Source organism: Sulfitobacter sp. R18_1 (genome assembly GCF_017743915.1).
Classification (GTDB): Bacteria; Pseudomonadota; Alphaproteobacteria; order Rhodobacterales; family Rhodobacteraceae; genus Sulfitobacter; species Sulfitobacter faviae.
On the sequence record NZ_JAGHRG010000007.1, the window covers coordinates 256146 to 279404 of the forward strand.

Genomic DNA, 23259 nt, shown 5'->3' on the forward strand with positions numbered 1-23259 from the left:
CGGCCCGGAGTCAAGTTTTCCGCTTGGCGCGCAGCCCGGCGAAGTAATCCTGCCGCTTTTTCAACTCCCGCTCAAAACCGCGCTCGACCGGCTCGTAGAGGCTGGGGCGCTCCATCGCATCGGGGAAGTAGTTCTGGCCTGAGAACCCATCCTCGGCGTCATGGTCATAGGCATAGCCCGAGCCGTAGCCCTGCTCCTTCATCAGCTTGGTGGGCGCGTTCAGGATATGTTTCGGCGGCGGCTCCGACCCGGTGCTGCGCGCCAGACGCCGCGCGCCCTTGTAGGCTTTGTAGACAGCGTTGGATTTCGGCGCGAGGCAGATGTAGGTCAGCGCCTGCGCGATGGCCAACTCCCCTTCGGGGCTGCCGAGACGCTCGTAGGTCTCCCATGCCTGCAGGCAGAAGGCCTGTGCCTGCGGATCGGCAAGGCCGACATCCTCCACAGCCATGCGGGTGATCCGCCGCATCAGGTAGCGCGGATCCTCGCCGCCCTCCAGCATCCGCCCCAACCAGTAGAGCGCCGCGTCCGGGTCCGAGCCGCGCATGGATTTATGCAGCGCCGAAATGAGGTTGTAATGCGAATCCCCCGACTTGTCGTATTGCGCCGCGCGGCGCATGAGGCGTTTCGACAGGCCCGCCTTGTCGAGCGGCCCGTCGTCCTTCCACGCGGTCACCTGCTCGATCAGATTGAGCAGCGCCCGCCCGTCACCATCGGCCATCTCCAGCAGCGCCTCGCGCGCCTCGGGTTGAAGCGGCAGGGGCTTGCCCAACTCGCGCTCGGCCCGCTGCGCCAAGCGCTCCAGATCGTCACGCGGCAGGCGCTCCAGCACCAGAACCTGCGCGCGGCTCAGCACAGCGGCGTTGAGCTCGAAGCTCGGGTTCTCCGTGGTCGCGCCGACCAGAAGGATCGTGCCATCCTCCATATGCGGCAGGAAACCGTCCTGCTGCGCCTTGTTGAAACGGTGGATCTCGTCAACGAAGAGCAGCGTTCCCTGCCCCTGACGGCGGCGCATCTTGGCCGCGTCAAAAACCTTGCGCAGTTCCGGCACGCCCGAGAAAATCGCGCTGATCTGCACGAAATGCAGATCGGTCTCATCCGCCAGCAGCCGCGCGATCGTGGTCTTGCCGACGCCCGGCGGCCCCCAGAAGATCAGCGAAGACAGCGCCCCGGCGGCCAGCATCACCGAAAGCGGCGCATCGGGGCCGAGCACCTTTTCCTGCCCGATCACCTCGCCAAGGGTTTTTGGCCGCAGCCGGTCGGCCAGTGGGCGGTGGCCGCCCTCTTCCGCCTCTTCCGTCTCTCCGAACAGATCCGCCACGCTACCCCCTGAACCGCAGCGCCATGCGCCGGTCGCCCCGTTGTATCACCATTTGGATGCGGCGCACCTGCCCGGAAAGCAGCGCCACGAGGGCGGCGGTATCTTCCACCGCCACGCCGTTGACCGAGACAATCACGTCGCCGTCCCTGAGCCCCACGCGCGGGCCGAAGCGCCCCGTATCGAGCACCACCACGCCCGCGCTTTCCAAGGGCAGGTTCATCTCGGCAATGACCGCAGGGTTGATCCGCGCCGCTTTCAGCCCCGGCAGCAGGCTGCGCGCGCCCAGGGTGACCTCGGCCCGGTCCGGCACGTCAGGCGCGGCGATCAGGGCCACGGTCACCTCCTGCAGCCGCCCCTCGCGCATGACGCCCACGCGGGCGGAATGGCCCAGACCTGCCACCGACATGCGGTAGATCATCTCGGCGGGCGTGTTCACCGGCTGGTCGTCAACGCTGACGATCACGTCGCCAACCTTTAGCCCCGCGCCGTTGAAGGGGCTGGCGGGATGCAGCCCGGAAACGATGATCCCGCCCGGACGGTCCAGCCCCAAGGGCCCCGCCATGTCGGCATCGACCGGCTGGCCCGAAAGCCCCGCCCAGGGGCGCTGGAAAGCGGTCTCCCCTGCCCGAGCCTGTGCCACGAAGGCGGCGACCAGATCGGCGGGAATGGCAAAACCGATGCCGTTGCTGCCGCCCGAGCGCGTCAGGATCGAGGTATTCACCCCGATGAGCCGTCCGCCCATGTCGATCAGCGCCCCGCCGGAATTTCCGGGATTGATCGGCGCGTCGGTCTGGATGAAATAGCCCTGCCCGCCCCCGCCCGCGGCACCAGAGCGCGCCAGCCCCGAGACGATCCCGCTGGACACGGTCTGGCCCACGCCGAAGGGGTTGCCGATGGCCAGCGTCAACTCGCCCACCTCTACCGCGTCGCTGTCGCGCAGTTCGAGAAACGGCAGACCCTCGGCCCCTTCGAGCTTGAGGATGGCCAGATCGCTCTCGGCATCGCCCAGAAGCACCCGGGCGCTGTACTCGCGCCGGTCGTTCAGCACGACGCGGATGTCGGTGGCGGTGCCGACAACGTGGTAGTTCGACACAACGATCCCGTCAGCCGAGAGGATCACGCCGGAGCCAAGCGAGTTCTGCACCCGGGGCCGCTCGGAGAAGGGATCGCGGAAGAAACGCTCGAAGAAGGGGTCGGCCTGCAGCGGCGTGCGGCGGGCCTTGGTGATGGTGCGGGCGTAGATGTTGACCACCGCGGGGGTGGCCTGTTTGACCAGCGGCACAAAGCTCAGCTGCATCTGCGCGGCGGAGCTTGGCACCTGCTGTGCGGCCAGCGGGCCGCAGAGCAGCATCAAGAGCAGGAAAAGGGTTCTCATGCCCCAGATATGCGCAGGGAGTGGAGCCGGTGCAACTGCGTTTTCCGCGCCCCCCCGGCAAAAGAAAAGCCCCGCCAAGGGGCGGGGCTTTCCGAATAACCATGGCGGGGATCTTATTCCGCCGCTTCTTCCTCGGCCAGGCGCGCCTTGTCGGCGGCACCCTTGGCGTCGCGGTCGCGGTCGACGAATTCGATGATCGCCATCGGCGCCATGTCACCATAGCGGAAGCCAGCCTTCAGGACGCGGACGTAGCCGCCCTGACGGTCCTTGTAGCGCGGGCCCAGAACGTCGAACAGCTTGGCGACATACTGGTCTTCTTTCAGCTTCGACGCGGCCTGACGGCGGGCGTGCAGGTCGCCGCGCTTGGCGAGGGTGATCATCTTCTCGATGATCGGCTTCAGTTCCTTGGCTTTCGGCAAGGTGGTCTTGATCTGCTCATGCTCGATGAGCGAGCCTGCCATGTTCGAGAACAGCGCCTTGCGGTGTTCATGTGTACGGTTCAGGCGGCGGTATCCACGTGCGTGACGCATTGTCTTACTCCAATCGTGATGCCCTCTACGGGCGGTTTTGCTTTGTCTGGCCCGCGATGCGTGTCACGGGCTCTCCTTGGGGCTTGCGCCCGGTCTTCACGGCACCCGATTTCTTTGAAAGAAATCGGTGCCGGAAACTTTGAAAGTTTCCGGGCACCGTATCTTAGAACGAATCCTCGAACTTCTTGGCGAGGTCTTCGATGTTCTCTGGCGGCCAATCCTCGACGTCCATGCCAAGGTGAAGCCCCATGCCCGACAGCACTTCCTTGATCTCGTTCAAGGACTTGCGGCCGAAGTTCGGGGTGCGCAGCATCTCGGCTTCGGTCTTCTGGATCAGGTCGCCGATATAGACGATGTTGTCGTTCTTCAGGCAGTTTGCCGAACGGACCGAGAGCTCCAGCTCGTCGACTTTCTTCAGCAGCAACGGGTTGAACTCCAGACCGTCGTCGTCGTCCTGACGGGACGCCGATTCCGGCTCGTCGAAGTTGACGAAGATGCCAAGCTGGTCCTGCAGGATGCGCGCGGCGAAGGCCACGGCGTCATCCGGCGTGATGGAACCGTCGGTCTCGACCTTCATGGTCAGCTTGTCATAGTCCAGCACCTGACCTTCACGGGTCGGCTGCACGTCGTAGGAGACCTTCTTGACCGGCGAATAGATCGCGTCGATCGGGATCAGGCCGATGGGCGCGTCTTCCGGCTTGTTCTTGTCGGCGGAGACATAGCCCTTGCCGGTGTTGACGGTCAGCTCCATGTAGACGTCCGCACCATCGTCGAGGTGGCAGATCACATGCTCGCGGTTCAGAATCTCGATGCCGGCGGATTCGGAGATGTCACCGGCGGTGACGACGCCCGGACCCTTCGCGGAGATCGACAGGCGCTTGGGGCCTTCGACTTCCATGCGCAGGCTGACGCCCTTGAGGTTCAGAATGATGTCGGTCACGTCTTCGCGCACACCGGCGACGGAGGAGAACTCGTGCAGCACGTTGTCGATCTGCACGGAGGTGATCGCCGCGCCCTGCAGCGAGGACATCAGCACGCGGCGCAGCGCGTTGCCGAGGGTCAGACCGAAGCCCCGCTCCAGCGGTTCGGCCATGACGGTCGCCTGACGTGCGGGGTCATTGCCCGGCTTGACGTCAAGCTGTTGCGGCTTGATCAATTCAGCCCAATTCTTGTGGATCATGCGTCCCTCCATCCTTGTTTGTGCCTCATGTCCAAATGACACAAACGCTCGAGGTTTCTGAAAAGCGGTATGGGGCCGCACGCAAGGCGCGACCCCATGTAAAACAATCCCGGCTTAAACGCGGCGGCGCTTCGGCGGGCGGCAGCCGTTGTGGGCCATCGGGGTCACATCACGGATCGAGGTGATGTTGAAACCGGCGGCAGCCAGGGCGCGCAGGGCGCTCTCGCGGCCCGAACCGGGGCCCTGCACTTCGACTTCCAGCGTCTTGACGCCGTGATCCTGTGCCTTGCGGCCGGCATCTTCGGCGGCCATCTGGGCGGCGTAGGGTGTCGACTTGCGCGAACCCTTGAAGCCCATGGTGCCAGCAGACGACCAGGAGATCGCGTTGCCCTGCACGTCCGAGATCAGGATCTTGGTGTTGTTGAAGCTCGAGTTCACATGCGCCACGCCTGCGGCGATGTTCTTGGAGACCTTACGCTTGGTGCGTGTCTTATCGCGTGCCATTGATCGGACCCTCCCTTATTTCTTCTTGCCAGCAATGGCCTTCGCGGGGCCTTTGCGTGTGCGTGCGTTGGTATGGGTGCGCTGGCCGCGAACCGGCAGGTTGCGACGGTGGCGCAGGCCACGGTAGCAGCCGAGGTCCATCAGGCGCTTGATGTTCATCTGCGTGTCACGACGCAGGTCGCCTTCGACGGTGTAGTTGGCGTCGATGTGCTCACGCACGGCCAGAACTTCGGCGTCGGACAGTTCGTTGACCCGGCGGGTCTCGTCGATGCCGACAGCTTCGCAGATGGCCTTGGCGGAGGAGCTGCCAATACCGGTGATATAGGTGAGGGCGATGGGAACCCGCTTTGCAGTCGGGATGTTTACGCCGGCAATACGTGCCACGTTAGCTATTCCTTTTCGTTGCGGGTCCGTGATTCCAGACCCTTTTTTCACAACACAAGCCCGAGGCGGTAAGACCATCGGGCTAAGGCTGATCAGGTGATCTTGCGGGGTTGGGCGGAACCCTCGCCGCAATTTGATTCTCTTACGAGATAGGGGTGACTATGAGGTTTTTCTGAGGGCGTCAAGGCCCGCGCAAAACTCTGCGCCGATCGGCAGCGCGAAGGCAAAGGACAGCGCCCCCTGCCCCGCGCCGCCGGGAAATCACTTGTCGAGAACCTGCGCGATTGCGCCGCGGACTTCTTCGATCTGACCCAGACCATTCACACCGCTGAGCATCTCTTTGGCATAGTAATAGCCGATCAGCGGAGAGGTCTGTTTGTAATAGGCCATCAGACGGGTTTTGAGGCTTTCCTCATTGTCGTCGGCGCGGCGCTTGAACTCGGTCCCGCCGCAGTTCGTGCACTTACCATCCTTGGGGATCGGTTTGGTCAGGTCGTTATAAACCTCGCCACAGCTTGCGCAGGTGGAACGGGCGGTGATGCGCGCGACCAGCGCCTCATCGTCGACCTTCATCTCGATCACGGCATCGAGGGTCTGGCCCTCTTGCGCCATCAGATCGGCCAGCGCATCGGCCTGCGCCAGCGTGCGGGGGAAGCCGTCGAAGATAAAGCCGCCATGCTCGGCCCTGTCGGTGAGCTTTTCGCGGATCAGGCCAATTACGATCTCATCGGTGACGAGCGCGCCGCGGTCCATCACGTCGGCCACGATCTTGCCCATCTCTGTCCCGCTGTCCTTGGCCTCACGCAGCATGTCGCCGGTGGACAGCTGAACCATGTTGCGGGTTTCGACCAGATGACGTGCTTGGGTGCCTTTGCCTGCGCCCGGAGGCCCGAGTAGGATAATATTCATCGACGTACGGGGCTCCGTTTCTTGCGTGTACCTTTGCCTTTGCCCGCGCCCTTGCCGCGCAGCTGAGACTTCTCAAGCAGACCTTCATACTGATGCGCCAGCAGATGGCTCTGAACCTGTTGGATCGTGTCCATGGTGACCGAGACCACGATCAGAACCGAGGTGCCACCGAAGTAGAAGGGAATGGCGAACTGGCCGCGCAGAATCTCGGGCAGAACACAGACCGCCGCCAGATAGGCCGAGCCGAGGACAAGGATGCGATTGACCACATACTCCAGATATTCAGCGGTGCGCTTGCCGGGACGGATGCCGGGCACGAAGCCGTTCTGGTTTTTCAGGTTGTCGGCCACGTCATCGGGTTTGAAACTGACGTTGAACGTATAGAAATAGGCGAAGAAGACGATCATGCCGACGAAGAACAGCAGGTAAAGCGGTTGACCGGGGCCGAAGTTCGCCAAGAGCCAAGACATCACCGGGCTGGTGGAATTGCCCGAGAAGGTGCTAACCGTGACCGGCAGCAGCAGCAGCGAGGAGGCGAAGATCGCCGGGATCACGCCCGCCGGGTTCACCTTCACCGGCAGGTGGCTGGTGCCGCCGTCGTACATCTTCATGCCGACTTGGCGACGCGGGTATTGAATATGGATCTTGCGCAGGGCGCGCTCCATGAAGACCACGAACATGATCGTCGCGATCACCATGACCAGCACGCCCACGATGACGGCGGGGCTGATAGCACCCGAACGGCCCGAGGCGAAGAACTGCGCGATGGCGGCGGGAACCTCGGCGATGATGCCCACGAAGATGATCAGCGAGATGCCGTTGCCAATGCCGCGTGCGGTGATCTGCTCCCCCAGCCACATCAGGAACATAGTGCCACCCACGAGGGTAATCATACAGGCCGCGATAAAGCCGAAGCCCATCTGGCCATCGGCCACGATGTCACCGGCCTGAAGGCTCACGGCAAGGCCGTAGGACTGCAAAGTCGCCAGCGCCACGGTGCCGTAGCGTGTATACTGGTTGATCTTCTTGCGCCCCTGCTCGCCCTCTTTCTTAAGCTGTTCCAGCGCAGGCACCATGGAGGTCAGCAGCTGAACGATGATCGAGGCCGAGATATAGGGCATGATGCCCAGAGCGAAGATACCCATCCGGCCAAGCGCGCCGCCGGTGAACATCGACACCATGCCGCCGATGCCTTGGCCCGCGCTCTCCATAAAGTCACGCAGTGCGCCACCGTCGATGCCGGGAACCGGAATGAAGGTGCCAAGGCGGTAAACGATAAGCAGCCCGAGCGTGAACAGAATCCGGTTGCGCAGGTCTGTTGCCTTGCCCAATGCGGACCAGCTCGTGTTCGCGGCCATGTTTTCGACGGCAGATACCATGAGGGGTCTCTTCTCTTGTTGCGAAAACGCCGCCCGGGCCGTTTTCCGGCGGGCGGCGTTCGGGAAAACTTGAGGTTATGTAAGCGGCTGGCGCGCCGCTCACAAGCCTTAAGGCCGCTTTACTCGGATGCCTCGGCCGCCTTGGGGGCGGTCACGGTCACCTTGCCGCCTGCCTTCTCGACCGCCTCGATGGCGGACTTGGAAGCGCCAGCGACGTTCAGGTCGACCTTGGAGGTGATGTCACCCTTCGCCAGAACGCGAATACCGTCCAGCTCACGACGGACCAGACCGGAAGCGACCAGCGCTGCGGCGTCGATGGTGTTGCCCGCGTCGAGTTTCTTCGCGTCAATGAATTTCTGGATCAGGCCCAGGTTAACGACAGCGAAGGATTTGCGGTTCGGCTTGTTGAAGCCGCGCTTGGGCAGACGCTGGTAGATGGGCATCTGGCCGCCTTCGTAGCCGTTGATGCTCACACCCGAGCGGGACTTCTGACCCTTGATACCACGGCCACCCATTTTACCCTTGCCAGAGCCGGGACCACGGCCAACGCGCATACGCTTCTTGGCTGCGCCTTCGTTGTCGGAAAGTTCGTGCAGTTTCATGTCGCTTCTCCTTATGCCGGAAATGGCCCCCAGCGACGGGAGTGGCCAAACGCGGCGTTGCGATTCCATTGCGACCCAACACGGGCCACCGGGGGCGTATAGGGGATGGCGGGGGGCGTGACAAGGGGGGCATGGCGCCTAGGGCTTTTTGCGCAGCCACGAGGGCCAGCGCCTGCCCGTGGGGAGCCGATCTTAACGGCTATCCGACCTACTTCATGGCGCAGCGATACTGTACGCTATCAGAGGGGTGCCCAGCCCCACCAAATCGCCAGCCTGCCGGTACGCGCAGCCGATGGCCCGGCGCCTTCGGCTCGATTCCGGGCCTGCGGCCCCACGAAGCGACGCCCCCTGCCCCACAACGCAAAACGCCCCGCAGTTTCCTGCGAGGCGCTTTCGTAGGATGGTCCCCCACCCTACCGCTGAACCCGGGGTTCAGCCTTTCTCTTCAACGATCTCGACCATATGCGAGACCTTGTTGATCATGCCGCGCACGGAAGGAGTATCTTCCAGCTCACGGGTGCGACCCATTTTGTTGAGGCCGAGGCCGACCAGCGTTGCGCGCTGTTTGGCGGGGCGGCGGATCGGCGAACCGACCTGCTTGATTACGAGTGTCTTGGCCATGCTTATGCCTCCTCAGCCACTTGAGCGGAGGACTCTACGTTGTCTTCACGCTTGGGCAGAATGTCAGCCACTTTCTTGCCGCGACGCTGCGCGACGGAACGGGGCGATTGCTCTTTCTTCAGACCGTCCAAAGTGGCGCGGATCATGTTGTAGGGGTTCTGCGAACCGACCGATTTGGACACAACGTCTTTCACGCCCAGCATCTCGAACACGGCACGCATCGGACCACCGGCGATGATACCGGTACCTTCAGGTGCTGTGCGCATGATGACGCGGCCTGCGCCGTGGCGACCATGCATATCGTGGTGCAGGGTGCGGCCTTCGCGCAGTTGAACGCGGATCATCTGACGCTTGGCTTGCTCGGTCGCCTTGCGGATGGCCTCGGGCACTTCTTTCGCTTTACCCTTGCCAAAGCCGACGCGGCCTTTCTGATCGCCCACGACCACGAGTGCGGCGAAGCCGAAACGCTTACCACCCTTAACGGTCTTGGACACGCGGTTGATCGCGACCAGACGGTCAGCGAATTCCGGGGTCTCGTCGCGTTGGTTGCGGCGGTTGCCCCCACGGTTGTCATCTCTTGCCATCTGGCATCTTCCTTTTTCTGTGGCCTTACCGGCCCTTAGGATCAATCCTGGTGAGCCCATGGCCCCCGGATCATCGAGAGGGCCTTCCCGGCCCTCTTCGCAGGAGAGCTATGCACGGGGGCATAGCCTTCGTATGAGAGCGGGTGCGTGGTTGCCCACGCACCGCACAATCAGATCTTCAAACCGCCTTCACGCGCGGCTTCGGCCAGAGCCTTCACCTTGCCGTGGAAGAGGAAGCCGCCACGGTCGAAGTATGCTTCTTCGACGCCGGCTTTCTTGGCACGTTCGGCAATCGCGGCACCGACTTTGGTCGCTGCTTCGATGTTGTTTTTGCCAACCACGCCCAGATCCTTCTCCATGGAGGAGGCGGAGGCCAGTGTCACGCCGTTCACATCGTCGATCAGCTGGGCCGAGATGTTCTTGGACGAACGGTGTACCGACAGGCGAAGACGCCCGGCGTTGACTTTGCGGAGTTTGTTCCGAACGCGCATGCGGCGCTTCAGGAACAGCTGTCGTTTGGTATTTGCCATCAATCCGTTCCTTACTTCTTCTTGCCTTCTTTGCGGAAGATGAACTCGCCCTTATAGCGGATGCCTTTGCCCTTATAGGGCTCGGGCTTGCGCCATGCGCGGATGTTCGCGGCAACCTGACCAACGAGCTGTTCGTCGATGCCTTCCACAACGATTTCGGTCTGCTTGGGTGCCGTCACGGTCACGCCCTCGGGCGCAACGTAGTCGACATCGTGGCTGAGGCCGAGGTTCAGTTTCAGCGTGTTGCCGTTCATGGCCGCACGATAACCAACACCCTGGATTTCAAGCTCTTTCTTGAAGCCCGTGGTGACGCCGGTCACCAGGTTTTCGATCATGGTGCGGGACATGCCCCACTGCTGACGGGCGCGCTTGGACTTGCCGCGCGGTGTCACAGTGATTGCGTTGTCTTCGACCGCGAGGCTCACGTCATCAGTGGCACGGAAGCTGCGGGTGCCCTTGGGGCCCTTCACTTCGATGGTCTGACCGCTCACCTCTGCCGAGACACCCGAAGGCATAGCGACTGGTTTCTTACCGATACGAGACATTGTCTTCTCCTTAGAATACGGTGCAGAGCACTTCGCCGCCAACATTGGCAGACCGTGCAGATGCGTCCGACATCACACCTTTGGAGGTGGAGACAATCGACACGCCGAGGCCCTGACGGACGACGGGGATGTCATTGACGGCCATGTAGACGCGGCGACCGGGCTTGGAAACCCGCTTCAGCTCGCGAATAACAGGTTCGCCTTCGTAGTACTTGAGGCTGATCTCGATGGCGGGGTGGCCATCGGCGCCCCTGACTTTTTCATAGCCGCGGATGTAGCCTTCGTCGGCCAGCACGTCCAAGACCCATGCACGCAGCTTGGAAGCCGGTGTGGAGACGGTGGATTTGCCGCGCAGCGAAGAGTTACGGATGCGTGTCAGCATATCTGCGATAGGATCGTTCATCTGATGCGCTCCTTACCAGCTCGACTTGACCATGCCGGGAATCTGGCCGGAAGAGCCAAGGTCCCGCAGCGCGATCCGCGAAATTTTCAGTTTACGATAGTAGGCGTGCGGGCGGCCCGTCAGCTGGCAACGGTTATGCAGACGCACAGCAGAGCTGTTGCGCGGCAATTTCGCCAGTTTCAGGGAAGCGCGGAAACGCTCTTCCATCGGTTTGCTTTCGTCGCTCACGATCTCTTTCAGAGCCGCGCGCTTCTCAGCGTACTTTTTAACCAGTGCTTCGCGCTTCTTCTCGCGCTCAATCATGGATTTCTTAGCCATTTCTAATCCTTCCCGCGCTTATGAATTGAAGGGCATGTTGAATGCTTTCAACAGCGCCTTGGCTTCAGCGTCGGTTTTCGCCGTGGTGGCGATCACGATGTCCATACCCCAAGTCTCGTCAACTTTGTCGAAGTCGATTTCGGGGAACACGATATGCTCTTTCAAGCCCATGGCGTAGTTGCCACGGCCGTCGAAGCTTTTGCCCGAGATGCCGCGGAAGTCGCGGATACGGGGCATTGCAATCGTGATCAGACGGTCAAGGAATTCGTACATACGGTCGCCACGCAGGGTGACTTTCGCACCCAAAGGCATGTCCTCACGCACGCGGAAACCAGCGATGGATTTCTTGGCCACGGTTGTCAGAGCCTTCTGGCCTGCAATCGCGGTCAGGTCTTCCTGAGCCGACTTGGCTTTTTTGCTGTCGCGCACGGCTTCGGCACCGCAGCCGATGTTCAGAACGATCTTGTCCAGCTTGGGGATCATCATGTCGTTCTTGTAGCCGAATTCCTCTTTCAGGGCGGCGCGGATCTTCTCGCGGTATTCGGCCTGAAGGCGGGGTGTGTAGGTTGCGGTATCAAGCATCGATCACGTCCCCCGTGGTCTTGGCAAAGCGCACTTTCTTGTCGCCTTCGATTTTGAAACCCACGCGGGTGGCTTTGCCATTGGCATCCACCAGTGCGAGGTTGCTCAGGTCGATCGGCATCGCCTTGGGGATGCGGCCGCCTTGAGATGTCTGTGTCTGGCGCGTGGCGCGGATGGCGATTTTCACGCCGTCAACGATGGCCTTGTTCGACTTGGGGTCAACGGACGAGATGGTGCCCGTCTTGCCTTTGTCCTTGCCGGACAGGACGATGACCTTGTCACCTTTGCGAAGTTTAGCAGCCATGATTACAGCACCTCCGGAGCGAGCGAGATGATTTTCATGAAGTTTTTCGCGCGCAGCTCACGAACGACCGGCCCGAAGATACGGGTGCCGACCGGCTCGTTGTTGTTGTTCAGAATAACGGCGGCGTTGCGGTCGAAGCGGATGGCGGTGCCATCTTCACGACGAACTTCTTTGGCGGTGCGAACGACGACGGCCTTGCGGACGTCGCCCTTTTTCACACGACCACGCGGGATGGCTTCCTTGACCGACACGACGATGATGTCGCCGACGGACGCGTATTTACGCTTGGAACCACCCAGGACCTTGATGCACTGAACACGGCGCGCGCCGCTGTTGTCAGCAACATCCAGGTTGGTCTGCATCTGGATCATTTGGTTTCTCCCGACCTTCTGGGGGGCGATGCGGCCCTCATCCCAGGGTTTCGTTTAAGGGGCTCAGGCTTCGGTCTTATCCGAAGTCAGAACTTCCCAACGTTTGGTTTTCGACTTGGGGGCACATTCGATGATGCGCACAGTGTCGCCCACCTTGAACGTGTTGTTCTCATCGTGAGCCCGGTACTTCTTGGACTTACGGATGGTCTTTTTCAGAACCGGATGCGTAAAGCGGCGCTCTACGGAAACGGAAACTGTTTGTGCGTTGGCGTCCGATGTCACGGTGCCTGTAAGGATACGCTTGGGCATGTTTCAGGCTCCTATTATTCGGCTGCCGCAGCAGCGGCTTTCTGGTTCAGCACGGTGTGGACACGGGCCACGTCACGCTTAACAGTCTTCAGACGTGCGGAGTTCTCCAGCTGGCCGGTGGCCTGCTGGAAACGCAAGTTGAAGGATTCTTTTTTCAGGTTCACAAGTTCGTCGCGGAGCTGGTCCGGCGTCTTGTCATGCAGTTCGCTGGCTTTCACGGCCTCTTCCTTTCAACATCACCAGTAGGCCCCTGTCAGGGTGACCATGATTCTGGTGGAGTTCATGATGAAAGGTGCCAATACGCGTTGAGGTCGCACATGGCAACCCCCGTTGGCCCGCATCTGCGCTTTTGGCGCAAATAGGCTGGCGATAGGGGTATGTTCGGCGTAAGGAGGAGCCATGTCAAACATCAAATCGCTTTTCGCCACCCGCCTCTATCACGCCGCCCTGTCGGACCACGGCAAGCCCATCGACACCGATGAACTGGCCGCCTCTTGCTTCTCGATTGCCGAGGATGATGAGGCCGGTCAGGACTGGTGCGAGGAGAACGGCTATGCGGGCTACACCTCTTATGCCTCTCTGGATGACCTGCCCTACCGGTTCCCGATCTTCGCGGATCTGAAGAAGGTGCTGGACGCACATGTTGCGGCTTTTGTCGAGGATCTGCAGTTCGATCTGGGTGACCGCAAGCTGGTCTGGATTCGCTGTGGCTGAACATCCTGCCCGAGGGCGGCATCCACACCTCTCATATCCATCCGCATTCGGTGATCTCGGGCACCACCTATGTGACCATGCCCGAGGGCGCCAGCGCGATCCGTTTCGAGGACCCGCGCCTGCCGATGATGATGGCCGCGCCGGGCCGGACGAAGGACGCGCGCGAGGAACTGCGGCCCTTCATCTATGTGGCCCCCGAAGCCGGGTACGTGCTGCTGTGGGAGAGCTGGCTGCGGCACGAGGTGCCGATGAACATGATCGAGGAAGATCGGGTTTCGGTGAGTTTTAACTACAATTGGGCGTAAAAGACTGAGGGGCATCGCCTGCCCGCGGGTGGGCGATCCAACGGTGCCTCGTGCCACTTTATCTCTCAACCATGATGTGCGCCCGCGAAGTTGCGCCCAACTCTACCAAATCTCCTACCCGGTCGCACCAAAGGTGCGCCTCGTATATTCTGGCACGCCTATGGCGTGACGGGCGGGCAGGCGATGGCCCGGCGCCTGTGGCGCGGATCGGGCCGGGGTGGCAGTGACAGGCTTCTTGCCCTGATGGAAAACTTGACCGACAGTTGAACGCTTTCAAAAGGTCATTCGCATCGCCATGTTTCTCCGCCTGCTCTTCCTCGCCTCAGCCGCAGCCACGGTCGCCGCCTTCCTGTACCCCACATTCCGCGACCTGCTGCTCATCGCCCTGCCCTGCGCCATCGCCAGCGCGATCCTCCTCCTGCAATCGCTCCGCCGGGGGCGCAGAGACTGGGTCATCGTTGACGGCTCCAACGTCATGTTCTGGAAAACCGGAGCACCCGACATTCGCGCTGTGCGCGAGGTAGTGGACGCACTCCGCGCGCGCGGACAATCCCCTTGCGTGGTCTTCGACGCCAACGCGGGATACCGCCTCATTGGCCGGTACCAACACGACAAGGCGCTGAGCAACCAACTCGACCTGCCCGCATGCCGCGTGATGGTCGTCCCGAAAGGCACGCCCGCCGATCCCTACATTTTGAAAGCGGCCCGCGATCACCGCGGCCGGATCGTCAGCCGGGACCAGTTCCGGGATTGGAGCGAGGCCCACCCCGAGATCGGCACCCCGGGCCATCTGGTGAAGGGCGGCTACCGGGGCGGGAAACTCTGGCTCGCACTGAACCGCGAAGACTGACAAAACAAAACCCCCGCCGATCGCTCGACGGGGGTCTTTTCTTTCACCACCCCTTGCGGGGCCGCGGGCTTACCAGTCCTCGCGGACCACGACCCGGGTTTTGATCGGCAGCTTCATGGCTGCCAGACGCAGGGCTTCGCGCGCCACGTCTTCGCCGACACCGTCGATCTCGAACATGATGCGGCCCGGCTTGACCTTGGCGGCCCAGAAGTCGACGGAACCTTTACCTTTACCCATACGAACTTCGACGGGCTTGGAGGTTACCGGAACGTCCGGGAAGATGCGGATCCAGACACGGCCCTGACGCTTCATGTGACGCGTCATGGCGCGGCGTGCCGCTTCGATTTGACGGGCTGTAACCCGCTCCGGCTGCAGTGCCTTCAGGCCGTAGGTGCCGAAGTTCAGGTCAGACCCGCCCTTCGCCAGACCCTTGATAGAGCCCTTAAACTGCTTGCGGAATTTAGTACGCTTTGGTTGAAGCATTTGTCATTCCCCCTTAGCGACGACCGCCGGCACCGCGAGGTGCTGGGCCGTCTTGGAGTTCCTGTGCCTTGCGGTCACGCGCGGCGGGGTCATGTTCCATGATCTCGCCTTTGAAGATCCAGGTCTTGATCCCGATGATGCCGTAGGCGGTGGACGCCTCGACATGCGCGTAATCGATGTCGGCACGCAATGTGTGCAGCGGCACGCGACCTTCGCGGTACCATTCGGTACGCGCGATCTCGGCACCACCCAGACGACCCGCGAGGTTCACGCGGATGCCCAGTGCGCCCATGCGCATGGCGTTCTGCACGGCACGTTTCATGGCGCGGCGGAAAGACACCCGGCGCTCCAGCTGCTGTGCAATGCTCTCACCAACCAGATGTGCGTCGAGCTCAGGCTTGCGGACCTCAACGATGTTGAGGTGCAGTTCCGAGTTGGTCATCTTGGCAATCTTCTGGCGCAGCGTCTCGATGTCCGCGCCTTTCTTGCCGATGATGACACCGGGGCGTGCTGTGTGGATCGTGACGCGGCACTTCTTGTGCGGACGTTCGATGATCACACGGGCAACACCGGCCTGGTGGCACTCTTTCTTGATGAAGTCGCGGATTGCGAGGTCTTCCAGCAGAAGATCACCGTAATCCTTGGTGTCGGCGTACCAGCGGCTGTCCCAGGTGCGGTTCACCTGAAGGCGCATACCGATCGGATTGACTTTGTTACCCATCAGGCTTGCTCCTCAACTTGACGCACTTTGATCGTGATCTCGGCAAACGGCTTGATGATCTTGCCGAACCGGCCACGGGCCCGCGGGCGACCGCGCTTCATGGTCAGGTTCTTGCCGACATAGGCCTCGGCCACGATCAGCTCATCGACGTCCAGGTTGTGGTTGTTTTCCGCATTGGCGATGGCGGACTGAAGGCATTTCTTCACGTCCTGCGCGACCCGCTTCTTGGAGAAGGTCAGGTCGGTCAGCGCCTTGTCCACGGACTTGCCACGGATGAGGGCAGCAACCAGGTTCAGTTTCTGCGGGCTGGTGCGAAGCATGCGCAGTTTTGCCATTGCTTCGTTGTCTGCCACGCGGCGGGGATTCTTATCCTTGCTCATGGCTTATTTCCGCTTCGCTTTTTTGTCGGCGGCATGACCGTAGTAGGTCCGAGTCGGGGAGTATTCACCGAACTTCTGACCGATCATTTCTTCGCTGACGTTGACAGGAATGTGCTTGTGACCGTTGTAGACGCCGAACGTCAGACCCACGAACTGGGGCAGGATCGTGCTGCGGCGCGACCAGATCTTGATCACTTCGTTACGGCCGCCCTCGCGGGAAGCCTCTGCCTTTTTGAGGACATAAGAGTCAACAAAAGGACCTTTCCATACTGAACGAGCCATTGATTAACGCCCCTTCTTCTTGGCGTGACGCGAGCGGATGATAAGCTTGCTGGACGCTTTGTTCTTGTTGCGGGTCTTGGCACCCTTCGTCGGCTTACCCCAAGGAGTAACCGGGTGACGACCACCAGAGGTCCGGCCTTCACCACCGCCGTGCGGGTGGTCGATCGGGTTCATCACCACACCACGCACAGAGGGACGGATGCCCTTGTGGCGCATGCGGCCCGCTTTACCGTAGTTCTGGTTGGAGTTGTCGGGGTTGCTGACGGCACCAACGGTGGCCATGCATTCCTGACGCACGAGACGCAGCTCGCCGGAGCTCAGACGGATCTGAGCGTAGCCACCGTCACGACCCACGAACTGGGCGTAGGTGCCGGCGGCACGGGCGATCTGACCGCCCTTGCCGGGCTTCATCTCGATGTTGTGGACGATCGTACCGATCGGCATGCCCGAGAAAGGCATCGCGTTGCCGGGCTTGATGTCCACTTTGGCGCCGGCGATGATCTTGTCGCCGATGGCCAAACGCTGCGGGGCCAGGATGTAGGCCTGCTCGCCGTCTTCGTACTGGATCAGTGCGATGAAGGCTGTGCGGTTGGGGTCATATTCGATCCGCGCGACAACAGCGGACATGTCCAGCTTGTTACGCTTGAAATCAACGATACGGTAGAGGCGCTTTGCACCACCACCTGTACGACGCATTGTGATTCGTCCGGTGTTGTTCCGGCCACCGGATTTGGTCAGACCCTGAGTAAGGGCTTTGACCGGGCGGCCTTTCCACAGCTCCGAACGGTCGATCAGTACCAGTCCACGCTGGCCTGGCGTCGTCGGTTTGTACGACTTGAGTGCCATGTTCTCTGTCTTCCGTTTGCTAGGCACGCTCGCACCGAGGTGAAAGCGCGTTGGTTATAGGGCCCCGAAGGTCCCCTGTGGGAGTGGTGGATGGGTTTAAATCTCTTGCGAGGCAGGCATCCCAACCACCGGGATCGTTCAAATAGCCAAACCCCGGACGAATCCGGGGTCTGAGCCGATGTGGCGACCTAACAGGTTCGCAACAGCCCGTCCAGTGGGCATGGCGAAAATCCTCTCCCCCGCCCCGCACAAAAGAAAAGAAGGCGCCGAAGCGCCTTCTTCTATTGGTTTAGCAGTTACCCAAAGCGGGTATTAGTCAAGGCCAATGCTCTCGGCCAGACGCATACCGGGGTCGAGGATTTCAACTTCAGCTTCGTTGAATTCCGGCATGCTTTCCAGACGCTCCTCGGTCACGCCGGGGACGATGACTTCGTCTTCACGCATGATCAGCTTCTCAACCGGAATGGCGACTTCGTTTTCACCCATACCAAGGAAACCACCAACGCCGATGATTGCAACTACGGTGTCACCACGGACGCCGATAAAGTCGATTTCGCCAACGTCTTCACCGGTCTCGGTTGCAACGCTGCGGCCAGTCAGTTCTTCGGCGGTCAGGTTAAAGATCGGCAGACGCTGCACGTTCTCCTGATAGCGGGCACGGTCTTCTTCGGCCATATTGCCCTGCTCGTCGGCGTTGAAGTCTTCCATCAGTACGCGCGCTTGCTCTTGCTCAACGTCGATCTCGGCACCTTCGGCACCTTCAACGTTGACCTGGGGTGCTTCGGCTTCTTCGACGACAACATTCGCGTCTTCGCCCTGCTGCACGTTCACGTTGGCTTCTTGCTGCTCAACGTCGACGCGGGCTTCTTCGGATTCGGCCACGTTCACATCGGCTTCGGCCTGCTCAACGGTCACGCGCGGCTCGGCTTCTTCGATGGTTACTTTCGGCTCGGGGCGCACGAACTTCACGACGGGTTCGGGCTGCTCAAGATCAACGATCGGCTCGCCGGTGTCCACGTCAACCTGCGGTTTCGGCACCTGCACGGTCACGACCGGCTCGGGGATGCGCACGGTAACCTGCGGCTGTGCCTGCTCGACGGTGATGATCGGCGCTTGCTGCTGCACGCGAACGGTCGGCTCGGGAACGGCGACGTTCACTTCGGGCTGGCCCTGCTCAACAGTCACCACGGGAGCGTCCTGCGACACGTTCACATCGGGCTCGGGAACGGTCACGTCAACTTCGGCGTCTTCCTGTTCGACAACCACTTGGCCGCCAGCAACATTCGCGGTCGCGGCTGTGCCACCTTCGACCTCGGCTTCCATCTCGGCTTCAACTTCGGCGTTGCGCTCGATGGTCTCTTCCACGTTCTCTGTCGCATCCTGCGCCAGAACCGGAGCGGCCGCGAAAAGGGCAACGGCGGATACGCCAGCCATGAGTGTTTTGGTATAGATCATTAGGTCTCTCCCGTGTTCGTTTACGATAAGTGAGGCGCGCAGCACCCCGTCTTCCACGGTGAGACAACCGGCAGCTTTCTGCTCTGTTCCAAGAAAATTGATGGCTTTTTTTCGGAACTTTTTCGGGGTCGCCGCATGATTGAACGCGCAGCCGAGAGGATCGCGCGAAGGTAATGACAGCCCTCCAAACGCAAAGACCCCCGCCGAAGCGGGGGCCTAAATCATAGCCAAATCCTGGGGCTTCAGGCGACCCGGCGCGCCTGCGCGAAAGACAACAGGCGCTTGCTTTTCTCATCCCACAGATGCAGCCGCGCATTGGCGAGGCTCTCGCGGATGGTCATCCGGTTCCCCTCGGCCAAGGCGACATGGTCGCGCAGCACTTCCGGCAGGCGATAGAAGGGAATGCGGCTGTAGAGGTGGTGCACATGGTGAATGCCGATATTGGCGCTCAACCACTGCAAGGGGCGCGGCAGGATGTAATGCGAAGAGCCGTGAAAGGCCGCATCATGCAGGTCCCAAGCGTCATTCTCTTCCCAATGGGTCGTCTCGAACTGGTGCTGGACATAGAACAGCCACATGCCCGCCGTGGCCGCCAGAAGGGTGCTGGGCACGAAGATCAGCAGAATGGGCATGATCCCCCCGAAATAGAAGATCACTGCAAGTGCTGTGAGGATCGTCAGATTGGTGCCCATCGCGCTCAGCCAATAGCGGGTCTGCGCCATCAGCCCCAGCGGCACGCGGTTCTGCACGAAGAACAGATAGGTCGGCCCAAGACCAAAGAGCACGATCGGGTTCCGGTACAGGCGGTAATGCAGTCGCCCGAACAGCCCAAGCGCGCGATACTCCGCAACCGTGAGCGTGTAGATATCGCCAATGCCGCGCCGGCCAAGGTTCCCAGCCGAGGAGTGGTGAATCGAATGGGTGCGACGCCACACGTCATAGGGCGTCAGCGTCAGCACCCCGAGCGCGCGGCCCACCCAATCGCTCGTGCGGCGACTGCTGAAAAATGCCGCATGGCCGCAGTCGTGTTGGATCGCGAAGAGCCGCAGCAAGAAGCCCGCGTTCACCAGAGAGATCGCAAGCGCCAACCAGCCGCTGATCGAGAGCGCCCACCAAGCGAGCGCCCAAAGAAGGATGAAAGGACCGAGCGTGATCGCCAGTTCAAAACTGCTGCGCCAAGTGCTCGGCTCGCGGTAACGGGCCAGCACGCGCACCCAGTCGCGCGCGTTCGACACGTCCGCAGACGCGCCGGAGGTAGATTTTTCGTGGGACATGGACCTGCTTTTTGTCGTTATCCGAGGTCTTGTAGAGGAAAGCACGCCGCAAGCAACGCCCGCGTCACCCTTTGCCGTTACGTCGCGGCATTTAGGCTGGAAACAGCCTGCTTTGGGGGGAGGGTTGAGCCTGTGGCTAGTCCATGGCCGGGGTGGCATTCATGCTCCGAGGGCCAGCGCCTGCCCGCGGGTCGGCGATCTGACGGACCTTGGTGCCACTTTATGGTTCAACCGAGATGTGCTTTTGCGAGGTCACGTCCAGCCTCACCAAATCGCCTACCCGTCCGGGCGGGCAGGCGATGGCCCGGCGCCTGCGGCTTGTCCCGGGCCCCGGCGCATCCCCGAAACGAAAAAGGCCCCCGCAATGCGGAGGCCTTTTCCAAATGTCTAACCGGAAATCAGAGCCCGGTGGAGACGTCGATTGTGTTGCCCTCTTCGAGCGTCACATAGGCCTTTTTCACGTCTTTGCGGCGGCCCATCTGGCCCCGGAAACGCTTGACCTTGCCTTTGGTGATGGTCGTGTTCACGGCCTTCACCTTGACGTTGAAGAGCGCCTCGACGGCCTCTTTGATCATCGGCTTGTTGCTGTCGATCGCGACTTCAAAGACGACGGCGTTCTGTTCGGACGCCATGGTTGCCTTCTCGGTAATGACCGGCTTGCGGATCACGTCGTAGTGTTGATGCTTGGCGCTCATTTCAGGCGTGCCTCCAATGCTTCAATCCCCGCTTTGGTGATCACCAGAGTGTCACGCTTGAGGATGTCATAGACGTTTGCGCCCATCGACGGCAGGATGTCCAACCCATCGATGTTGCGCGCGGCCTGTGCGAAGTTCTCGTTGACCGAAGCGCCATCGATGACCAGCGCGCGTTTCCAGCCCAGGTTCGAGACCTGCTTGGCCAGAGCGGCGGTTTTGCCCTCGGAAGTAGCTTCGTCGATGATGACCAGCGAACCGGCTTTTGCTTTGGCGGACAGCGCGTGGCGCAGGCCCAGCTTGCGGAACTTCTTGGTCAGCTCGTGGCCGTGGCTGCGGGGCGTCGGACCCTTGTAGATACCACCCTTGCGGAAGATCGGCGCGTTGCGGTCACCGTGGCGTGCGCCGCCGGTGCCCTTCTGGCGATAGATCTTCTTGGTCGAGTAGCTGGTCTCGGACCGGGTCTTGACCTTGTGCGTCCCCTGCTGCGCGTTGTTACGCTGCCAGCGCACGACGCGGTGCAGGATGTCGGCACGCGGCTCCAGGCCGAACAGGGCTTCGTCCAGGTCTACGGACCCGGCTTTGCCACCGTCGAGTTTGATGACATCGAGTTTCATGCGTCACCTTCTTTCTTGTCAGCGTCGGCATCGGAATTGTCGGCATCCGAACCTTCAGCTGCGATTTCGGCTTCTGCGGCTTTCAGCGCTTCAGCTTCCTGTGCGGCTTGCTCTTCGGCCAAACGCTTGGCTTCGGCTTCTGCCTCTGCGGCGGCTGCGGCGGCGGCCTCTTCGGCGGCTTTCGCGGCTTCGTCAGCGGCAGATTTCAGAGCGGCGGGCAGGATCGCGTCTTCGGGGAACGGCTTTTTGACCGCATCCTTGACGGTGACCCAACCACCTTTGGAGCCGGGAACGGCGCCTTTGACCATGATCAGGCCACGCGCGCTGTCGGTCTTGACGACTTCAAGGTTCTGCGTGGTGACACGGGCAGCACCCATGTGACCGGCCATTTTCTTGCCTTTGAAAACCTTACCGGGATCCTGACACTGGCCTGTGGAGCCGTGCGAACGGTGAGAGATCGACACACCGTGCGTGGCGCGCAGACCGCCGAAGTTGTGACGCTTCATCGCACCGGCAAAACCTTTACCGATGGATGTGCCCGCAACGTCGACATACTGACCGGCGAAGTAATGGTCAGCGGTGATTTCCTCACCGACGTTGATCATCGCGTCCGCGTCGACGCGGAATTCGGCCAGCTTGCGCTTTGGTTCCACTTTCGCCGCGGCGAAGTGACCACGCATGGCTTGGCTTGTACGTTTGGCTTTCGCCGAACCGGCACCGAGCTGAACGGCGGTATAGCCGTCACGGTCCGCGGTGCGCTGTGCGACAACCTGAAGCTTGTCCAACTGAAGAACGGTCACAGGGATCTGTTTGCCGTCTTCCATGAACAGCCGGGTCATGCCGACTTTTTTTGCAATAACGCCTGAGCGCAACATATGATTACCCTCCCGGCTTTACGATTGCAGCTTGATCTCGACGTCCACGCCAGCGGCGAGGTCGAGCTTCATCAGCGCGTCCACGGTCTGGGGGGTCGGATCGATGATATCCAGCAGACGCTTGTGCGTGCGGATTTCAAACTGGTCACGGGATTTCTTGTCGACGTGGGGACCACGAAGAACGGTGAATTTCTCGATCTTGTTCGGCAGCGGAATGGGACCGCGAACCGAAGCGCCTGTGCGCTTGGCGGTGCTGACGATTTCCTGAGTGGAGGCATCGAGCACCCGGTAGTCAAACGCCTTCAGGCGAATGCGGATGTTCTGGCTTTGAACGGCCATATGCATATCCCTTGTTTTGGGATTCTAACGGATTGGAGGAAGCAGGCTCATCCGGCCCCCTCTTCGCGCCTTGGTAATAAATCAAACGGGGCGCGTCTAACGCACCCCGGTTCGATGCGCGTCCTATAGGGGGAATCAAAGCAAGTGGCAAGAGGGTTCTAAAAACCCCCGTGTTTTTAGAACCAGTGCGCAAAGTCACGCCGCCCCGGCGTGACCGCGCACCCCGTCAGCGTTCAATCACAACCAATAAATGCCCTGTCCCCCCGTATCACGCGCACTTCACAGGCCCCATCCCACAAAAGCAAAAGGCCGCAGCAAAAGCTGCGGCCTTTCGAATATCTGAACCGTGGTCCCCGGTCAGGCCAGGGGGTGGGCTCTCATCGCTCCTGCGGAGCGACTGTCGCCCACCGGGTCCGTTTCAAAATCACTCAGTGATTTTGGAAACGACGCCCGCGCCAACAGTCCGGCCACCTTCGCGGATCGCGAAGCGCAGGCCGTTTTCCATGGCGATCGGTGCGATCAGCTCAACGCCGAAGGACACGTTGTCGCCGGGCATGACCATCTCGGTGCCTTCTGCCAGCTGAACGGTGCCGGTCACGTCAGTTGTACGGAAGTAGAACTGCGGACGGTAGTTCGCGAAGAACGGCGTGTGACGGCCACCTTCCTCTTTGGTGAGGA

Annotated in this window: 32 protein-coding genes and 2 pseudogenes; 2 read left to right on the forward strand and 32 right to left on the reverse strand. The window is 61.1% G+C overall.

What is annotated here, in order from left to right; translation table 11 throughout:
- Positions 1-10 precede the first annotated feature (10 nt).
- The 20 genes from J7392_RS15425 to rpmC form a co-directional block, all read right to left on the reverse strand.
- Positions 11-1318 carry a replication-associated recombination protein A gene (locus J7392_RS15425; protein ID WP_209218377.1) on the reverse strand — a complete coding sequence of 436 codons (1308 nt, stop codon included), beginning with the start codon at positions 1316-1318 and terminating at the stop codon, positions 11-13.
- 1 nt (position 1319) lies between these two features.
- Positions 1320-2693 carry a trypsin-like peptidase domain-containing protein gene (locus J7392_RS15430; protein ID WP_209218378.1) on the reverse strand — a complete coding sequence of 458 codons (1374 nt, stop codon included), beginning with the start codon at positions 2691-2693 and terminating at the stop codon, positions 1320-1322.
- A 113-nt stretch (positions 2694-2806) separates the two neighbouring features.
- A complete protein-coding gene (gene rplQ, locus J7392_RS15435) occupies positions 2807-3223 on the reverse strand; it encodes a 50S ribosomal protein L17 (RefSeq protein ID WP_067263154.1) in 417 nt (138 codons plus the stop codon).
- Between the two features lie 163 nt (positions 3224-3386).
- On the reverse strand, positions 3387-4403 hold the full coding sequence (locus J7392_RS15440) for a DNA-directed RNA polymerase subunit alpha (protein ID WP_007118862.1): 1017 nt from the start codon (positions 4401-4403) through the stop codon (positions 3387-3389).
- 114 nt (positions 4404-4517) lie between these two features.
- Complete coding sequence (gene rpsK / locus J7392_RS15445; protein WP_067263152.1) at positions 4518-4907, reverse strand: 30S ribosomal protein S11; 390 nt, start codon at positions 4905-4907, stop codon at positions 4518-4520.
- Positions 4908-4922: 15 nt separating this feature from the next.
- Positions 4923-5291 (reverse strand): 30S ribosomal protein S13, encoded by a 369-nt coding sequence (rpsM, locus tag J7392_RS15450; RefSeq protein ID WP_067263150.1) that lies wholly within the window; start codon positions 5289-5291, stop codon positions 4923-4925.
- Positions 5292-5552: 261 nt separating this feature from the next.
- Positions 5553-6200 carry an adenylate kinase gene (locus J7392_RS15455; RefSeq protein WP_209218379.1) on the reverse strand — a complete coding sequence of 216 codons (648 nt, stop codon included), beginning with the start codon at positions 6198-6200 and terminating at the stop codon, positions 5553-5555.
- Positions 6197-7579 carry a preprotein translocase subunit SecY gene (gene secY, locus J7392_RS15460; RefSeq protein WP_209218380.1) on the reverse strand — a complete coding sequence of 461 codons (1383 nt, stop codon included), beginning with the start codon at positions 7577-7579 and terminating at the stop codon, positions 6197-6199. Before secY ends, J7392_RS15455 begins: the two co-directional genes overlap by 4 nt.
- 119 nt (positions 7580-7698) lie before the next feature.
- Positions 7699-8181 carry a 50S ribosomal protein L15 gene (gene rplO, locus J7392_RS15465; RefSeq protein WP_209218381.1) on the reverse strand — a complete coding sequence of 161 codons (483 nt, stop codon included), beginning with the start codon at positions 8179-8181 and terminating at the stop codon, positions 7699-7701.
- Between the two features lie 432 nt (positions 8182-8613).
- Positions 8614-8802, reverse strand: coding sequence for a 50S ribosomal protein L30 (rpmD, locus tag J7392_RS15470; RefSeq protein ID WP_067267994.1), 189 nt, complete (start codon positions 8800-8802; stop codon positions 8614-8616).
- Positions 8803-8804: 2 nt separating this feature from the next.
- The gene (gene rpsE / locus J7392_RS15475) at positions 8805-9386 is read right to left on the reverse strand and encodes a 30S ribosomal protein S5 (RefSeq protein ID WP_067267992.1); all 582 of its coding nucleotides are present in this window, start codon (positions 9384-9386) and stop codon (positions 8805-8807) included.
- 170 nt (positions 9387-9556) lie between these two features.
- Positions 9557-9916 carry a 50S ribosomal protein L18 gene (gene rplR / locus J7392_RS15480; protein ID WP_067267990.1) on the reverse strand — a complete coding sequence of 120 codons (360 nt, stop codon included), beginning with the start codon at positions 9914-9916 and terminating at the stop codon, positions 9557-9559.
- 11 nt (positions 9917-9927) lie between these two features.
- Positions 9928-10461, reverse strand: a complete 534-nt coding sequence (gene rplF / locus J7392_RS15485) for a 50S ribosomal protein L6 (protein WP_067267988.1) — start codon at positions 10459-10461, stop codon at positions 9928-9930.
- A gap of 10 nt (positions 10462-10471) precedes the next feature.
- Positions 10472-10864 carry a 30S ribosomal protein S8 gene (rpsH, locus tag J7392_RS15490; protein WP_209218382.1) on the reverse strand — a complete coding sequence of 131 codons (393 nt, stop codon included), beginning with the start codon at positions 10862-10864 and terminating at the stop codon, positions 10472-10474.
- A 12-nt stretch (positions 10865-10876) separates the two neighbouring features.
- Positions 10877-11182, reverse strand: a complete 306-nt coding sequence (gene rpsN, locus J7392_RS15495) for a 30S ribosomal protein S14 (RefSeq protein WP_007118851.1) — start codon at positions 11180-11182, stop codon at positions 10877-10879.
- 18 nt (positions 11183-11200) lie between these two features.
- Positions 11201-11764 (reverse strand): 50S ribosomal protein L5, encoded by a 564-nt coding sequence (gene rplE / locus J7392_RS15500; RefSeq protein ID WP_209218383.1) that lies wholly within the window; start codon positions 11762-11764, stop codon positions 11201-11203.
- Positions 11757-12068: a 50S ribosomal protein L24 gene (rplX, locus tag J7392_RS15505; protein ID WP_067267981.1), complete on the reverse strand. Its 312-nt coding sequence runs from the start codon at positions 12066-12068 to the stop codon at positions 11757-11759. The genes rplE and rplX overlap by 8 nt, the downstream gene beginning before the upstream one ends.
- Before the next feature lie 2 nt (positions 12069-12070).
- A complete protein-coding gene (rplN, locus tag J7392_RS15510) occupies positions 12071-12439 on the reverse strand; it encodes a 50S ribosomal protein L14 (RefSeq protein ID WP_005621870.1) in 369 nt (122 codons plus the stop codon).
- 63 nt (positions 12440-12502) lie between these two features.
- The gene (rpsQ, locus tag J7392_RS15515; protein WP_067938762.1) at positions 12503-12748 is read right to left on the reverse strand and encodes a 30S ribosomal protein S17; all 246 of its coding nucleotides are present in this window, start codon (positions 12746-12748) and stop codon (positions 12503-12505) included.
- A 14-nt stretch (positions 12749-12762) separates the two neighbouring features.
- Positions 12763-12966 carry a 50S ribosomal protein L29 gene (gene rpmC / locus J7392_RS15520; protein ID WP_209218384.1) on the reverse strand — a complete coding sequence of 68 codons (204 nt, stop codon included), beginning with the start codon at positions 12964-12966 and terminating at the stop codon, positions 12763-12765.
- 181 nt (positions 12967-13147) lie between these two features.
- Between rpmC and J7392_RS15525 the strand changes: the two are divergent.
- Both J7392_RS15525 and J7392_RS15530 read left to right on the forward strand, forming a co-directional pair.
- Positions 13148-13767, forward strand: a pseudogene (locus tag J7392_RS15525) (TIGR02466 family protein).
- Positions 13768-14062: 295 nt separating this feature from the next.
- Positions 14063-14617: a hypothetical protein gene (locus J7392_RS15530; RefSeq protein WP_209218385.1), complete on the forward strand. Its 555-nt coding sequence runs from the start codon at positions 14063-14065 to the stop codon at positions 14615-14617.
- A 69-nt stretch (positions 14618-14686) separates the two neighbouring features.
- On the opposite strand, the gene rplP is transcribed toward J7392_RS15530, so the two are convergent.
- From rplP to tuf, 12 genes and pseudogenes are all read right to left on the reverse strand, one after another.
- Positions 14687-15100 (reverse strand): 50S ribosomal protein L16, encoded by a 414-nt coding sequence (rplP, locus tag J7392_RS15535; protein ID WP_007118841.1) that lies wholly within the window; start codon positions 15098-15100, stop codon positions 14687-14689.
- Between the two features lie 13 nt (positions 15101-15113).
- On the reverse strand, positions 15114-15821 hold the full coding sequence (gene rpsC / locus J7392_RS15540; protein WP_067267970.1) for a 30S ribosomal protein S3: 708 nt from the start codon (positions 15819-15821) through the stop codon (positions 15114-15116).
- Positions 15821-16201 carry a 50S ribosomal protein L22 gene (rplV, locus tag J7392_RS15545; RefSeq protein ID WP_067267968.1) on the reverse strand — a complete coding sequence of 127 codons (381 nt, stop codon included), beginning with the start codon at positions 16199-16201 and terminating at the stop codon, positions 15821-15823. Before rplV ends, rpsC begins: the two co-directional genes overlap by 1 nt.
- A gap of 3 nt (positions 16202-16204) precedes the next feature.
- A complete protein-coding gene (gene rpsS / locus J7392_RS15550) occupies positions 16205-16483 on the reverse strand; it encodes a 30S ribosomal protein S19 (protein ID WP_067267967.1) in 279 nt (92 codons plus the stop codon).
- A gap of 3 nt (positions 16484-16486) precedes the next feature.
- Complete coding sequence (rplB, locus tag J7392_RS15555) at positions 16487-17329, reverse strand: 50S ribosomal protein L2 (RefSeq protein WP_067267965.1); 843 nt, start codon at positions 17327-17329, stop codon at positions 16487-16489.
- A gap of 312 nt (positions 17330-17641) precedes the next feature.
- A complete protein-coding gene (locus tag J7392_RS15560; protein ID WP_209218386.1) occupies positions 17642-18784 on the reverse strand; it encodes a PRC-barrel domain-containing protein in 1143 nt (380 codons plus the stop codon).
- Between the two features lie 242 nt (positions 18785-19026).
- On the reverse strand, positions 19027-20058 hold the full coding sequence (locus J7392_RS15565) for a fatty acid desaturase (protein ID WP_209218387.1): 1032 nt from the start codon (positions 20056-20058) through the stop codon (positions 19027-19029).
- A 398-nt stretch (positions 20059-20456) separates the two neighbouring features.
- A complete protein-coding gene (locus J7392_RS15570; RefSeq protein WP_067267962.1) occupies positions 20457-20753 on the reverse strand; it encodes a 50S ribosomal protein L23 in 297 nt (98 codons plus the stop codon).
- A complete protein-coding gene (gene rplD / locus J7392_RS15575) occupies positions 20750-21367 on the reverse strand; it encodes a 50S ribosomal protein L4 (RefSeq protein ID WP_067267960.1) in 618 nt (205 codons plus the stop codon). Before rplD ends, J7392_RS15570 begins: the two co-directional genes overlap by 4 nt.
- Positions 21364-22242, reverse strand: coding sequence for a 50S ribosomal protein L3 (rplC, locus tag J7392_RS15580; RefSeq protein WP_209218388.1), 879 nt, complete (start codon positions 22240-22242; stop codon positions 21364-21366). The genes rplD and rplC overlap by 4 nt, the downstream gene beginning before the upstream one ends.
- Positions 22243-22260: 18 nt before the next feature.
- A complete protein-coding gene (rpsJ, locus tag J7392_RS15585) occupies positions 22261-22581 on the reverse strand; it encodes a 30S ribosomal protein S10 (protein ID WP_067267998.1) in 321 nt (106 codons plus the stop codon).
- Between the two features lie 424 nt (positions 22582-23005).
- A pseudogene (tuf, locus tag J7392_RS15590) lies at positions 23006-23259 on the reverse strand (elongation factor Tu); the annotation flags it as partial.

Excerpts from the sequence above, each read along its gene's own strand:
- rpsK (WP_067263152.1), bottom strand. The coding sequence starts at position 4,907 with ATGGCACGCGATAAGACACGCACCAAGCGTAAGGTCTCCAAGAACATC.
- rpsQ (WP_067938762.1), bottom strand. The coding sequence starts at position 12,748 with ATGCCCAAGCGTATCCTTACAGGCACCGTGACATCGGACGCCAACGCA.
- rplV (WP_067267968.1), bottom strand. The coding sequence starts at position 16,201 with ATGAGCAAGGATAAGAATCCCCGCCGCGTGGCAGACAACGAAGCAATG.
- secY (WP_209218380.1), bottom strand. The coding sequence starts at position 7,579 with ATGGTATCTGCCGTCGAAAACATGGCCGCGAACACGAGCTGGTCCGCA.
- rplX (WP_067267981.1), bottom strand. The coding sequence starts at position 12,068 with ATGGCTGCTAAACTTCGCAAAGGTGACAAGGTCATCGTCCTGTCCGGC.
- J7392_RS15530 (WP_209218385.1), top strand. The coding sequence starts at position 14,063 with ATGTTTCTCCGCCTGCTCTTCCTCGCCTCAGCCGCAGCCACGGTCGCC.
- rplN (WP_005621870.1), bottom strand. The coding sequence starts at position 12,439 with ATGATCCAGATGCAGACCAACCTGGATGTTGCTGACAACAGCGGCGCG.
- rpmD (WP_067267994.1), bottom strand. The coding sequence starts at position 8,802 with ATGGCCAAGACACTCGTAATCAAGCAGGTCGGTTCGCCGATCCGCCGC.
- J7392_RS15560 (WP_209218386.1), bottom strand. The coding sequence starts at position 18,784 with ATGATCTATACCAAAACACTCATGGCTGGCGTATCCGCCGTTGCCCTT.
- rplR (WP_067267990.1), bottom strand. The coding sequence starts at position 9,916 with ATGGCAAATACCAAACGACAGCTGTTCCTGAAGCGCCGCATGCGCGTT.
- rpsJ (WP_067267998.1), bottom strand. The coding sequence starts at position 22,581 with ATGGCCGTTCAAAGCCAGAACATCCGCATTCGCCTGAAGGCGTTTGAC.
- rplD (WP_067267960.1), bottom strand. The coding sequence starts at position 21,367 with ATGAAACTCGATGTCATCAAACTCGACGGTGGCAAAGCCGGGTCCGTA.
- rplC (WP_209218388.1), bottom strand. The coding sequence starts at position 22,242 with ATGTTGCGCTCAGGCGTTATTGCAAAAAAAGTCGGCATGACCCGGCTG.
- J7392_RS15570 (WP_067267962.1), bottom strand. The coding sequence starts at position 20,753 with ATGAGCGCCAAGCATCAACACTACGACGTGATCCGCAAGCCGGTCATT.
- rplO (WP_209218381.1), bottom strand. The coding sequence starts at position 8,181 with ATGAAACTGCACGAACTTTCCGACAACGAAGGCGCAGCCAAGAAGCGT.
- rplF (WP_067267988.1), bottom strand. The coding sequence starts at position 10,461 with ATGTCTCGTATCGGTAAGAAACCAGTCGCTATGCCTTCGGGTGTCTCG.
- rpsE (WP_067267992.1), bottom strand. The coding sequence starts at position 9,386 with ATGGCAAGAGATGACAACCGTGGGGGCAACCGCCGCAACCAACGCGAC.
- rplP (WP_007118841.1), bottom strand. The coding sequence starts at position 15,100 with ATGCTTCAACCAAAGCGTACTAAATTCCGCAAGCAGTTTAAGGGCTCT.
- rplB (WP_067267965.1), bottom strand. The coding sequence starts at position 17,329 with ATGGCACTCAAGTCGTACAAACCGACGACGCCAGGCCAGCGTGGACTG.
- J7392_RS15440 (WP_007118862.1), bottom strand. The coding sequence starts at position 4,403 with ATGATCCACAAGAATTGGGCTGAATTGATCAAGCCGCAACAGCTTGAC.
- rpsS (WP_067267967.1), bottom strand. The coding sequence starts at position 16,483 with ATGGCTCGTTCAGTATGGAAAGGTCCTTTTGTTGACTCTTATGTCCTC.
- rpsH (WP_209218382.1), bottom strand. The coding sequence starts at position 10,864 with ATGAACGATCCTATCGCAGATATGCTGACACGCATCCGTAACTCTTCG.
- rpsN (WP_007118851.1), bottom strand. The coding sequence starts at position 11,182 with ATGGCTAAGAAATCCATGATTGAGCGCGAGAAGAAGCGCGAAGCACTG.
- J7392_RS15455 (WP_209218379.1), bottom strand. The coding sequence starts at position 6,200 with ATGAATATTATCCTACTCGGGCCTCCGGGCGCAGGCAAAGGCACCCAA.
- rplQ (WP_067263154.1), bottom strand. The coding sequence starts at position 3,223 with ATGCGTCACGCACGTGGATACCGCCGCCTGAACCGTACACATGAACAC.
- J7392_RS15565 (WP_209218387.1), bottom strand. The coding sequence starts at position 20,058 with ATGTCCCACGAAAAATCTACCTCCGGCGCGTCTGCGGACGTGTCGAAC.
- J7392_RS15430 (WP_209218378.1), bottom strand. The coding sequence starts at position 2,693 with ATGAGAACCCTTTTCCTGCTCTTGATGCTGCTCTGCGGCCCGCTGGCC.
- rpsC (WP_067267970.1), bottom strand. The coding sequence starts at position 15,821 with ATGGGTAACAAAGTCAATCCGATCGGTATGCGCCTTCAGGTGAACCGC.
- rplE (WP_209218383.1), bottom strand. The coding sequence starts at position 11,764 with ATGCTTGATACCGCAACCTACACACCCCGCCTTCAGGCCGAATACCGC.